Here is a 12,315-nt window from a genome sequence, read left to right as displayed (position 1 = left end):
GCGCCTTTGTCAGTTCTAAAACAGTACATTGAGAACCAAGGTGAAATCCAATGAAGGATTGCTCACCTGCTCAAAGCAGCTATCGCTCTTTACTCAGGATCACAATAGCTGGCTTTCGCCACCAGCCAAGCCTTCAGCTATGGCTGGAGCACTTGCCAGCGACTTGGTAGATTTTTTAGGATGGATGATGCACCTTGTACCAAGCTGGCTAGAGTTGATTGCTATAAGGACAATGAATGAAGTTCTGGAAGGATTTTGGGAGCTTGTTGGATTTAGCTGTCGGTATTTTGATAGGAGCTGCATTCAACAAAATCGTTCAATCCCTCGTGACCGATATATTAACTCCACTTATTGGGATTTTCTTGGGTGAAGTTTCAGTTTCTCAGTGGGTTTGGAGCTATCAGCTTCCTCTCATGGACAAGGTTGTCGAGATTAGATATGGCTCATTCTTGCAGGCTTGCCTAGACTTTTTTATCATTGCTATTCTGGTCTTTATCATCGTGCGGCTTGTTAAGCAGCTACGGGATAAGGCCGAGGATCCCAAAGATACCAGTATTCCGACACCACGTGACATAGCTATCTTGTCGGAAATTCGAGACTTACTCAAGGAAAAAAATCAGCCTTAGCCAAGAACTAAGGCTTGAGAGCTTGGAATGAAACTCCTAATTAGGGGTCTACTTCCTTGCACTCAATCACTGTGAAGTGAGCACCACTTGGGTCAGCAATGATCGCAAAGGGTCCCACGGGCACTTCCATAGGTCCAGCAACTATGGTTCCACCGTGCTCTTGGCAAGTCTTTAGAGACGATTGCAAATTTGCTACATTGAAATAGATATTCCAGTGAGGAGGAACATCCTCTGGAATCTTGTCGTTCATATCTAGCATACCGCCATTCATCCAACCATCAACCTCGATGGTTGTGTAGCTATCGCTACCTGTCTTTTCTTCCTTAAAATTCCACGCGAATAGCTTGCTGTAGAAGTCTTTTGACTTGCTCAATTGGCGAGTGTTGAGTTCATTCCAACATAGCGTGTTAGGGTCGTTCACCCATTCAGCCCCAATCGTGTTCTTCCGCTCCCATAGATAAACTACGGCGTCTCCGGGATCTTTGATACAAGCCATGCGACCGTGCTTTGAAACTTCCATGGGTGCCATAAGAATCTGGCCACCGAAGGCTGGAACTTGTTCAAGCAAGTTGTCGAGCTTTTCTACGTTGATATAGCTTTGCCACATACTGTGGGGGACATCTGGCCCTGCCTGTGCTAAGCCAGCTACCTTTCTCCCTTCAAGACAAGCAAGTGTGTACGAAAAACCATCATCCGTGGGTTCATCGACGAGATCCCAGCCGAACATAGCCCGGTAGAAGGGTTTTACCTTCACAATATCAGTGGTTTGCAAGTCGACCCATGAAAAAATGCCACCTTTGTAAGAATCACGAAACCCCATTTGATCACCTCCAATTATTGAAACCATTCAAATGTATGGTAAAGATTGAGAGCTGTAAACGATAAACTCGTGGAACCCACTGGAAACGCCTTGAGTGACGTATTAATGGCTCTCGTCAGGGGTAGTCGGTGGAGGTGACTCAAAATTGACAAGCAAAGATGTCCCTAAATGCCTGCAAAGTATGAAGATATTTTCTCAATTCAAAAATAATTGACTTTGTAAGTGCCAGCTCCGATCAGAAATAAACGACCCATCAACTTCTGTTCGGTGAGAACTATGTCTCCAAGAATGATTTTAGGTGCAATGGCATTATTGTGCTTATCTTGCTCAGGCACTGAAGGTTTCAAACAAAGTGAGCAAGTGGCAACGATCGAAAACAATAGTCAGCTAGAAGAGGGTAACGCTGTTGTGAGCGAGGATGCTAAGCAAGAGGGAATTAGTGTTCCATCCAACATCACGGGAGCCTATCTAAGCTGCCAATGGTCTGACGATGTCTTGCAGCCAAACACAAGTCTTTGTCGCCTCGCTGATCAAGAGGGCGAAAGAGTTGCTCTTGATGATAACGTAGCTTGGGGAGTTTACGGTGACAATGGGTCGCAAATCCCCGGCATTTCCGCGCAGGTTCAGGATTCAAGCTCGCTGTGGCACGTGAGTATCCTTATCCCAGCAGAGGTTCAGCAAGAAAATCCAGGGGCCTATATCCAGGTTCTTTACGGGAGCCAGCCAATCGATGAGGCAAAGTTTAGAGTTCGATTGGACGATCTTACAACAGAGCCTACCCTTGTCTGTGACGATGGCAGTGTTGTGGCCAATGGTTACTGTGTACCCGATACTCGCGAGGTAGCATTAACAAGCGATGGAACTGTATTTTCAAACTTTCAAGTGGAGAGGCTTGGCGTTCAGTTGCTACAGGATGGATCAAGTGATCCCATGTCAGCTATCGCATCCGCAGCTCCTGGGGATACGGTGACTGTTACATTCGATTGGGCCATTCCCTCACGGCCTGAGACGCAAGGCTGCCCGACCTGTATCATTTTCTATGCATACGGCTTTATGAAAATGGACCCCGTAACTGGCGAGATTCAAACCTACAAGCTGGGCTGTATCTCTGCTGGAACCAGAGCACCAGGGCAAGGCTCGCAGATCACCACAACCTTCACAGTTCCAGAAGGTGAGGCAGCGCCTGGAATATATTTCTTTAAGAAGCCACGAACTGGGCCGGTCTATGAATGTGCTGATGTCAGCTTGAAGGCTGACCTTGCTCAAGAAGATTTTGGAATCTTGGTGGTGAACTAAAGCTGTGAAAGCAAGAGTTTTCGAATCTGGTTCAGTGTTCTAAACTAGAAGTACAGCAACACAACTTCGGAAACTTCAATGAATTTCGGACGATTTATCACTCTACTGATCCTGTTCAGCGCCGGCTTGTATCAAGCTCAAGGGTTTGAACTCAAAATTTCTTATACCATCGAGAATTACGCTCCCTTCTACTATCAAGAAGGGGGTGAAACCAAAGGGATATACCCTCAAGTTCTTAAGGCAGCGACGGCAAACCTTGGTTGGACGATTAAGGAGGTTCGGTGTCCTTGGATACGCTGTTTAAAATCTCTAGAAATGGGCGATGTTCATGCTCTAGCGTTCATTGGCAAGTCTAAGGAACGTGAGGCCTTTGCCTATTTTGATGAGGCTGCCATTGTTCATCATGACAGGATAAATTTACTAACCCTCAAGAAAAATACTTTTGAATTTAAGGGTTTTCAAAGAAAGAAGGGAGCCACAGAATTTATTGATTTTCCCTCTCGGTTTGTTTATATCGTGAAGCAGCTAGGTTTCAACTATGGTCAGCTCGATGAGATCAAATCATTGAAACCCGTCTACGTGGCAAAGACCAAGCAGCTCATTGCAATGATTGTGGCAGATCATATCAAGTTGGGGGTCATCTACGAAAGTGACTACCTCGAAACGGTGAAAGATAAGAGCTCGTTTGCTCTCATTCAGCCGCCAGTTCACGAAGCGCCATATTATTTTGGATTTTCGAAAAAATCGTTCCCAAAGGCTAGGCTAAAACAGTTTGTAGAGCAGATGAGAAAGATTAAGGAGTCCGGCGACTTTGCCAAAATTCACAAAGACTTTGGGCGGCAAAGCCCGTAAGCCAAGATCCTTAGCATGGCCAAGAATCTCAACTTCATCGGTAATAAATTAGTACAACATGGCTATAACTTGCTGAGAAGGTCGTCAACTGAGGAGTCTGACTTACTGAGAAGTTCATCAGCCTTTTGATCCAAGGACTTTGACTCATTGCCGATATCCCGATAGGAGCTGGCCAAGGCTTCCTTTGATTCCACCTTAGATTTGAGTTTTTCCATCATTGCTAATGTGGAGTCTGGATCAGTCTGAGACAAGGTTTTCTCAATTTCTAGTTCAGCTTCAGCTGTCTTCGATCTGGCTTCAAGTGTAACGATCTCGGATTGCCATTGTCTGATAGTATCCTGGAGGCGATCAGCCTTACGCCGGAACTCATCGTCCTGAGCTTTTTGAGTTTGAAGTTGTGTCTTCAATGGCTCAATCCGTTTCACACATTCTAGATGGCGACTGACGTACTCTTTTGCCAATTGCATGGCCTCATCGGTTCCCTGTGCCTTGAGTTCTTTGGCCTTTTGTAGGTTAAGAGCTGACTCTTTTTCCCCTCGCTCGATATTCTTCTCTGTAATTTTGATCCGAGACTTATGCTCTGCACGGCTGGTATTGATGCTAGCATAATCCCGCTTAAGCTCTTCTATCTTCTCTTTCAAAATAGGTATTGCGTTCTTGGCTTCGACTTCATCTAGTGCTTCGTTAGCCTTTGCTCGAAACAATGTGGACATTCTATTGAAAAATGACATAATTAACTCCTATGCCCTTTGGTTTAGAAAGAATTGAGAGTGTTCGACCATACTCATGGAAAGTGCTTTGATAGAGCCTTCGAGTTCGTTTAGATCTAAGTTCTCTAGTCTAAGTGTATCTTTCCAAACAACGCGATCCTTGTTGTCAAGCACAAAAGCTCCATGTACCAAACTGTTGTTTCTACGCAGCAGCTCCTTCTCGTAACCAGGCTTGAGCTTGTCGCTGTTCGCGATGTGTTGTTCGAGAATTAGAATGGGGTCGTCAACAAACAGAATGAGATTGTTGATTCCTTCGCTTAAATCCTGACAAACCAGCGTTCTTTCGCCTTCAGACAATACTTTTACGCCGAGTTCGGCGAGATAACCGCGAATCAAGTCTTTGTAACTATCCATTAAGAAAAACTCCCATAAGTGAATGAACTACCCAAGTTTTGCTGCCATCTCTAGTATAGATCCCAGCGCCCTTTTTGGTAGTATTTGTAGACATTGAGATTGAAAAGATTGGATGCCTGCGCCTCTTTTTTGGCTATTTTGATCTCTTTATCAAAGATTTGCATGGCGACCAGCTGGTCTTTGTCCAAGAACCTAAATCTATTATCAATATTTGTTCTGAGAAAGCGATGAGAGACCATTTCAGGGCTTTGATCGCGGCACCCCATGACAAATCCCCAGTCTCCGAGGGTAGGAAGGCTGATCCAATAGCTTTTCGTACTGAGGCCGACTTGAGTCAGGGTTTTATCGATCGACCAGAAAGCTTGGGGAACATAAAATGGAGACAGGGCTTGGGTTGCCATGCATCCGCCGTTGCTCAGGCTCTTTCGTGCGAGGCTGTAAAACTCATTGGTATAGAGTCTAGCAATGGAAACCGTTTTAGGGTCTGGTAGATCGATGATGATGCTGTCATAGAGTGCTTTGTTCTGACTCAAAAACTGCTTAGCATCTTGATTGATAATACGGACTTTGGAGTGGAGTAGGGACCTCTCATTAATCTTTAGCATTACAGGATGTGTTTGGCTTAACTTTGTGACTCCAGGGTCTAGGTCGACAACCGTAATCTCTTCAACTTCTGGATGAAAGTTGAGTATCTCACGGGCGGCAAGGCCATCGCCACCTCCTAAGATCAAGATCCGCTTATTGGCTCGACTGACGTTTAGAGTTGGATGAACCAAGGTCTCATGATATTTATGCTCGTCCACGGTGGAAAATTGCTCATTGCCATTGAGGTAAAGCCAATAGTCGTCTTTCCACTGTGTGAGCACAATCTTTTGGTAGTCACTGGCTTCGCTCCAGATGATGAGATCTCGATAGCGAGACTGTTCGCCATAGACTACAACATCTTTTGCAATTGCTGCATTTAGCAAAAGGAGAAGTGCTGTAGCTGCGACTGGTAGCCTGGGAAAACCACGGCAGCAAGATAGGGCTACCACCAGATTCAATGCCCCTAGAAACACCGAGGTGTAGGCGAGCCCAAGATAGGCCTTGCCCAAAAATACGAAGAATACCCCGCCTACCAGGGCACCAAAGTAATCTTGGGAAAGAACCCAGGCGATATTCGTTTTCAATGACATGGAACGACTAAGAATCTGAGAAGCTAAAGGGATCTCTGCACCAATGAGAATGCCAAGGCATGAGGTCAAAGTGTAAACCACTAGCTCGATGCGCTCCGTATACGCTGCAAGGCTATAAACAAGCGTTGGCGCGAAAGAGACGATCAGAGATAGGATTAATTCACAGATTACAAAGTTACGAAGTGGATCACCAGGAAGTCTTTCGGAAAGCTTACTTCCCACGCCCATGAAGAATAGCATTACTGAAATGGTCATGGCCCATTGGGTAATAGAGTCGCCAATGAGATAGCTAGCTAAGGTCGCCATCACATATTCCGACACGACCCCAGAGAAGCCGGTGGCAAAGATACAAGCTAAAATCAGCTTTTCTTGGGTTACCAGCTTAGCCAAAGATGCCCCCAAGAATCATAGACACTCCGATATAGGAGCCTGCTTCAAACAGGGCGATACCAATATTGGAATTTTCTTGATGAACGATTTCGTCCGATAGTTTTGCAGAAGGAACGAAAATCACATCCACAATCACCCGTGTTAAAGGCAAAATGATGGCCGAAAGGCCTGAATAGATCGCGAATTGAGAAAAGTTGGTGGACCACGAGATGAAGTCTCCCGATATACCGACGCGAATGATGTTTCCGGTAGCAATTAAGATTCCAGCAATACAGATTCCAACGCCAACATTGTCTTTTTCAAGATGCTCGTGAAGGGAAAAAGGTGTCAGCAGATTATAGATACTAAATAGCAGGATGAGACTGATTTGCCCTGCAGCCCAGAATACTAGTGCCGTATCAATACCACCTTCGCCATTCAGCGCTCCCATGAGTATGAGCCCGCTAGCAATATGGAAGCCTAGCTCTGTAGCACCTACGCCCATGTTTCGATCTCGAACCAGCTCGGTAATGTTGGAGAACTTACGGAGGACTAGTTTTTCAGAGACCCAGGTGGATATATTGAGGAGCACGATCGCAAGGGCACCGTAAATTGCAACATCCATGACATCGTTCCAGAGGCCATGGCTGGGGCCATGGATGACACCGAAACAAGCGAGAAATAGACCTGTCATGTAGCCGATCACTGAAAGCGCAACCGCACCGTTATCTTTATTGGTTAGTTCATCTGCAAAGTCGATCTCCCTGCGCATCAAGTAATAGACCTTTTGTCCTAGAAATAAGACCAACAGAGTCGTGACCAACACACTGATCGAAGTATAAACTGGAATTCCCCAAAACATGCTGACCTCCTACTTTCCGAACCCTGAAGACCGTGAGCGATACCCAGAACGGCTGCGATTAACGCGATTTTTAAATCTATTGCTGAAGCTTTTTTCCCGTGCCGCCTGTTTCGCTTGACGGCGTTCGAAGAATGTTGGGTTTGTCTTCTTAGCGACCGAACCATTGGTGCCATACTGATTCTGACGTCCGTAATAAGGACGATTCCGCCCCCGATAGGAATCGTTGTAATGATCCCAATCATTGCGATAGGCTCGATGTCGGAATAAATCAAAGGCATCGCTCATTAGGCGATACTTGCCATAAAATTCCCAAAAACTGCCGCCGGAGCTGTTGTTTACCCAGCGACCATAGCTTGGGTTGCCAACGTATTGATAACCAGCAGGTTGCGCCGTATCACGAATATTGCCGTTAGCGTCGCGGGATAGGATCGTCATACCCAGATCATTGATGTGTTTTTGATAGAGGTCCTCAGGAACGCCCATCCATTCTGTGTCGTATTTCGTGATCTTAGGCTCTTTTTCTTGGCCGACGGCATCTTGCATGGCCTCCGAATACTGCGGCGGCTTTTTGATCGCGACGACCGAGTATTTGTGAAACTGACCCGGAAAATTATCCGTCTCTTGCATGTCTTTGAGAACGACGCTGTACTCGTCATAACTCGCCAAATCTTTCTTAATCTGATCCAAAGGATTATCGACACAGCCTAACATCACAAGTGAAATTGATATTAGCCAAATCCAGCGGGCAAATCTCATGCTACGATCCTTGAATGATATTATAGAAATCAGTATCCTCTACATACTTGCCGTGATAGGCCTCGAACTCTTGTTCGCCCCATTGCTCGATCTGAATTAACTTCTCCTCATCACCATCTTCATAGTGCCAATAAATCATTTCATCCCGATCAATGCTGTCTTCAGTTTCATAGAAATAACAAGCGCCAGAATATTGCAGAAAATAGCGCTCACCTTCCACTTCAATTTCTTGAGGAGCGTCATCCCGCCCACAAGCATCCAAGAGCCCTTGGGGTAAATGTTTGAGAGCAAGTTTCTCAGTTAGATGCCAATATTCCACACCATCGTCTTTTTCGTAAGAAAGAAAGCGATGCTTGCTATCAGTCTGGCTGACAAGATGCCATTCGAAGCTTCTTTCGCCATCCTCTTCGTAGAGGCTTTTCTTTTCCACCTGATAGGATTGCAGTTGATAATCGACGAAGCCACCAGCTTTAAGGCCTTGAAGACCTAGGTCGAAACTCTTGCCATCAGGCTTTTCTTTTTTCTTTTTAAAGATACCTAAAAAATTCATTTTGAGTCTCCCGCATGCGCCGATCCATTGACAGACAAGCATTTCCACAGTTTACTAACTATGGCATTGCTTGCATAATAGTTCTATCAGAAAGTTTTTAAGGTTTGATCTCACCATGCTCCAATTTCTGCTTCAAATTTTTCGCAACACATTGATACGCCACGGCACCCTCACATTGTTGGCTCTTTGCCTGATGCTTGTCTATTCTGTCGTCGGATTCATGCTAACAGAAGGTCAGACAAATCCAAAACTAACTTGGGGAGATGCTCTTTGGTGGGCGATTGTATCGATGACGACGGTAGGGTATGGCGATTTATACCCAACAACATCACTTAGTCGCTTTCTAGTTGGCATACCTACCATGTTCTTCGGGTGTGCACTAGTGGCTCAGGTGCTGGGCTCTATGGCAGATCATATCATAAAGACCGAATCACGTAAGCGAAGGGGGCTAAAAACCTTGAGGTGCAAAGACCATATTATCATTATTCGACTACCTTCCCTAACCAAAGTCGTTCAGCTTGTGAATGAGATTCGAGCTGACGAATCTACTGGAAAAACTCCGATTGTTCTGATTGACGATCGTTTCGAGGAACTACCGGAAGACCTCTCGAATTTAGGAGTGTCTTTTGTTCGCGGCAATGCCGAGGAACCAGCGGTGCTGAATCGAGCCAACTATGAGAACGCGCGTCAGATAATAATCCTCGCAGACCCCGATGAGCCGCGATTGTCCGATCTTCGTAGCCTGGCGATCATTCTTTCCGTCGAAGCCAAGGCCGGCCATGTGGTGACAATCGCAGAGGTCCTGCAGCCTGAAAAGGTGACTGTTTTTAAGGAAGCCGGATGCGACAGTGTTCTGTGTGTTTCCGATTTGTCCAGCCAGATGATTGCCCAAGAGATTCAAGATCCTGGCTTAGGCCATGTGATGCAAGAGTTGACCTCCAACCGCAGTGGCAAGCAGCTCTATATGATCCCCATACCTCAGCAATACAAGATCTATCAGGATGTCGAGGATTGGCTAAAGCCAAAGGATGCCTTGCTCATTGGGCTCAGCCATCAGCGAGAGCACGGGGGTCACAGCCACAGTTCTTGGTACCCCAAGCAGGATCATCCGATAATTCAAGGAGACAGGGCCATTATCATCGCCGACGAGCGATTGCGTGGCCAGGCTTAGCCATGGGCAGATGAAATTCGGAGAATGGTGAAGCGAGTTGACAGTCCTGGTTGTCGTTGGTAATGAAACTCAAGTCTTAGCCGAAAAATAGGAGTTCATATGGCAACTAAGGGGAAACTTTCGGGGATACTTGATCGGGTGGAGAGGATCGGTAACCGCCTCCCAGATCCCATTACCCTCTTTCTCATTCTATGCGGTCTCGTTGTAATTTCATCTTGGATACTCGCCAGCATGGGCCTGAGCGTGGTACATCCCGTAAGTCAAGAAACCATTGCAGTGGATAGTTTGCTGAGCGCCAAGAACATCCAGCGAATGCTTCACGAAATGGTCTCTAACTTCAGCGCATTCCCACCGCTGGGCCTTGTCCTTGTAACGATGATTGGTATTGGGGTTGCGGAGCGGTCTGGTTTGGTTGCTGCGGGGTTGACCAAGCTTGTCATGGCGGTGCCGCAAAGCTTGCTGACAGCAACTCTAGTATTCGCCGGAATCTCGGCAAACGTTGCAGCAGATGCTGGTTATGTTGTCCTCACTCCCTTGGGAGCCATGTTGTTTGCTGCGGTGGGTCGTCACCCTTTAGCCGGGCTGGCTGCGGTATTCGCAGGGGTATCAGGTGGTTTTAGTGCCAACCTCATTGTAACTTCCCTTGATCCACTTTTGGGGGGAATTTCCACCACAGCAGCTCAAATCATCGATCCGAGTTACGTGGTCGACGTTACTGCGAACTTCTATTTCAACTTTGTCTCCACATTCTTGCTTGTCATCGTGGGAACGTTTGTCACCCACAGGATTGTCGAGCCTCGTCTGGGAACATGGTCCGCAGGAGAAGATGTCGATACTGAACTGAAGGCACTGACTAAGGATGAGCAGAAAGGCTTAATGGCGGCTTGTCTCACCCTTCTTGGTTTTACTGCCTTGGTCTTGCTGGGCTTTGTCTCTGACGATGGCGTGTTCCGCGACCCTAAAACGGGTATGAAGCCATTTATGGATGCTTTGGTTCCCCTTTTGATGCTCGGCTTCTTGCTGGCTGGAGTTGCCTATGGCGTTGTAGCTAAAACAATCAAGAGCGATAAAGATGTGAGTGCTATGACCGCAGACTCCATGGCATCAATGGGGGGATACATCGTTCTCGCCTTTGTTGCCGCGCAGTTTATTGCTTACTTTAGCTGGTCAAATATCGGCATGGTGACAGCAATCAGTGGAGCCGCTGCCCTAAAGGCTATTGGCTTTACTGGTTTGCCCTTGATCCTTGCATTTATAGCAGTATCAGCTGGCCTCAATTTATTGATAGGTTCTGCTTCGGCAAAGTGGGCGATTATGGGGCCAGTGTTTGTACCGATGCTTATGCTCCTTGGCTACTCCCCAGAGCTAGCTCAGGCCGCCTATCGGATTGGAGATTCGACAACCAATATCATCACTCCACTGATGCCTTACTTCCCAGTGATTATTGCCTTCGCAAAGAAATATGATAAGTCCATCGGGCTAGGGACATTGATTGCAACGATGTTACCTTATTCTGTTGGCTTCTTTTTGATGTGGGCTGTGATGTTATTGGTGTGGATGGTTTTTGGAATTCCATTGGGGCCTGACGCACCATTGCTGATCGAGCCACCGAGTGCTTCCCAATAGAATCTCATTTGATGATGGCAGTATTTTCGAGGTCTTTGAAAATACTGCCCACTTGCCTTTCTATATTTCCTTCTTGTCAATTCCCTTCCTATTGTTTTTTTGACTGGTGCCAAGAAATCCCTGCAGCTTTATAACTATCATACCTATCTTTGGTTACGATAAATAAAAATCTGCACTTTTTAATAAAATAATCAGAAAAAATGCAGCGCTATTTAATTAACCCCGTATTTCTAAGTGAAAACGCGATTGTCTTCAGTCGCGAGGTTAACTATGCATAGAATTATCTTTATCACCATCTTCCTATTGGTTACAAACAGATCCCATGCAGCCGGGTGTCAACTTACAACTCAAATTGGTAGATTCGTTCCTGAAAGTTGCTACCAAAACTTTCAAAGTGAGCTTTGCAATGATCAATGTATCGGTTCAGATCCAGGGTTCCACCCTTCTTGCTTTCATCAATACGATTTGCCTTGCAGCCTTGTAGAAAAGCTGTTGGCTACAGCTCCAAGCCGTCAATCAAATGGAGTCAAGTCTTGGATACATATTGAAGATCTATTGAATGAAGATAGCCTGAGAGCAGAATACTACATCCTTCAGGCAGAGATTTACGATGAGATCTTTCAAACGTATGTTCGGCCTAGAACCTTCAGCTACACGGGAAAAGCGCCGCTTACGATCATCAAGGAAAACTCCAAATTGCGAGCTTTAGGAACTATTGGTCATCTAACTAAGCCTCTTGAAGAAGCTGCCGTCTACAAACGATTGAGTCTTGGTAACGCTGTTGAACCAGCGATTCATACAGAAAAGATCGATCTTATCAACACTATAAAAATGTCACCTTTTTTAAGTGCTGAAGAAGAAATTTCAGTGATTAAAGATATCGAGCGGCAATATAGATCGAACACACGCTTGTGGAGCTTCATAAAACGAGCCGACCCTAAGTTGGTTAAGTCGTCTAGGATAAAGTTTATCAATACCCTGATTGCTAAGTTCTTACTATGAGAACTATTGTTTTCAACGATTTTAAAACCATAGCCTAGTAAATACATAATTGCAGCAGGATACGAGATATTTCAAAGCTTGATATA

13 protein-coding genes are annotated in these 12,315 nt (G+C 45.8%); 6 read left to right on the top strand and 7 right to left on the bottom strand.

What is annotated here, in order from left to right; genetic code table 11:
• Positions 1–236 precede the first annotated feature (236 nt).
• Positions 237–626 carry a large conductance mechanosensitive channel protein MscL gene (mscL, locus tag B9N89_RS30715; protein WP_132326388.1) on the top strand — a complete coding sequence of 130 codons (390 nt, stop codon included), beginning with the start codon at positions 237–239 and terminating at the stop codon, positions 624–626.
• Between the two features lie 40 nt (positions 627–666).
• On the opposite strand, the gene B9N89_RS30710 is transcribed toward mscL, so the two are convergent.
• Positions 667–1,446: a VOC family protein gene (locus B9N89_RS30710; protein WP_132326386.1), complete on the bottom strand. Its 780-nt coding sequence runs from the start codon at positions 1,444–1,446 to the stop codon at positions 667–669.
• Positions 1,447–1,749: 303 nt separating this feature from the next.
• Between B9N89_RS30710 and B9N89_RS30705 the strand changes: the two genes are divergently transcribed.
• Both B9N89_RS30705 and B9N89_RS30700 read left to right on the top strand, forming a co-directional pair.
• On the top strand, positions 1,750–2,742 hold the full coding sequence (locus B9N89_RS30705; RefSeq protein ID WP_234996209.1) for a hypothetical protein: 993 nt from the start codon (positions 1,750–1,752) through the stop codon (positions 2,740–2,742).
• Positions 2,743–2,820: 78 nt separating this feature from the next.
• Positions 2,821–3,594 (top strand): substrate-binding periplasmic protein, encoded by a 774-nt coding sequence (locus B9N89_RS30700; protein WP_132326382.1) that lies wholly within the window; start codon positions 2,821–2,823, stop codon positions 3,592–3,594.
• A gap of 62 nt (positions 3,595–3,656) precedes the next feature.
• Here the strand turns inward: B9N89_RS30700 and B9N89_RS30695 are convergent, their stop codons facing one another.
• Genes B9N89_RS30695 through B9N89_RS30670 form a run of 6 tightly spaced genes read right to left on the bottom strand, consistent with a single transcriptional unit; the run spans position 3,657 to position 8,430 of the window.
• Entirely contained in the window at positions 3,657–4,325 is a 669-nt protein-coding gene (locus tag B9N89_RS30695) for a PspA/IM30 family protein (protein WP_132326380.1), read from the bottom strand.
• Between the two features lie 9 nt (positions 4,326–4,334).
• Positions 4,335–4,718, bottom strand: coding sequence for a type III secretion system chaperone family protein (locus B9N89_RS30690; RefSeq protein WP_132326378.1), 384 nt, complete (start codon positions 4,716–4,718; stop codon positions 4,335–4,337).
• A gap of 50 nt (positions 4,719–4,768) precedes the next feature.
• A complete protein-coding gene (locus B9N89_RS30685; protein ID WP_159455762.1) occupies positions 4,769–6,283 on the bottom strand; it encodes a polyamine aminopropyltransferase in 1,515 nt (504 codons plus the stop codon).
• Positions 6,276–7,124, bottom strand: a complete 849-nt coding sequence (locus B9N89_RS30680; protein ID WP_132326374.1) for a DUF350 domain-containing protein — start codon at positions 7,122–7,124, stop codon at positions 6,276–6,278. The genes B9N89_RS30685 and B9N89_RS30680 overlap by 8 nt, the downstream gene beginning before the upstream one ends.
• 9 nt (positions 7,125–7,133) lie before the next feature.
• A complete protein-coding gene (locus tag B9N89_RS30675) occupies positions 7,134–7,880 on the bottom strand; it encodes a hypothetical protein (RefSeq protein ID WP_132326372.1) in 747 nt (248 codons plus the stop codon).
• Between the two features lies 1 nt (position 7,881).
• Positions 7,882–8,430, bottom strand: coding sequence for a DUF4178 domain-containing protein (locus tag B9N89_RS30670; RefSeq protein ID WP_159455761.1), 549 nt, complete (start codon positions 8,428–8,430; stop codon positions 7,882–7,884).
• A gap of 115 nt (positions 8,431–8,545) precedes the next feature.
• Here B9N89_RS30670 and B9N89_RS30665 point away from each other — a divergent pair, with 115 nt between their 5' ends.
• From B9N89_RS30665 to B9N89_RS30655, 3 genes are all read left to right on the top strand, one after another.
• Positions 8,546–9,601, top strand: a complete 1,056-nt coding sequence (locus B9N89_RS30665; RefSeq protein WP_143478313.1) for an ion channel — start codon at positions 8,546–8,548, stop codon at positions 9,599–9,601.
• Between the two features lie 99 nt (positions 9,602–9,700).
• Positions 9,701–11,227 carry an AbgT family transporter gene (locus B9N89_RS30660; protein ID WP_132326366.1) on the top strand — a complete coding sequence of 509 codons (1,527 nt, stop codon included), beginning with the start codon at positions 9,701–9,703 and terminating at the stop codon, positions 11,225–11,227.
• Between the two features lie 270 nt (positions 11,228–11,497).
• Positions 11,498–12,229, top strand: a complete 732-nt coding sequence (locus tag B9N89_RS30655; protein WP_132326364.1) for a hypothetical protein — start codon at positions 11,498–11,500, stop codon at positions 12,227–12,229.
• The last annotated feature ends 86 nt before the right edge of the window (positions 12,230–12,315 follow it).

This window comes from Pseudobacteriovorax antillogorgiicola, assembly GCF_900177345.1.
Lineage (GTDB): Bacteria > Bdellovibrionota_B > Oligoflexia > Oligoflexales > Oligoflexaceae > Pseudobacteriovorax > Pseudobacteriovorax antillogorgiicola.
The sequence above is the reverse complement of the archived record's forward strand: the minus strand, read 5'-3'. Positions and strand labels throughout refer to the sequence as shown.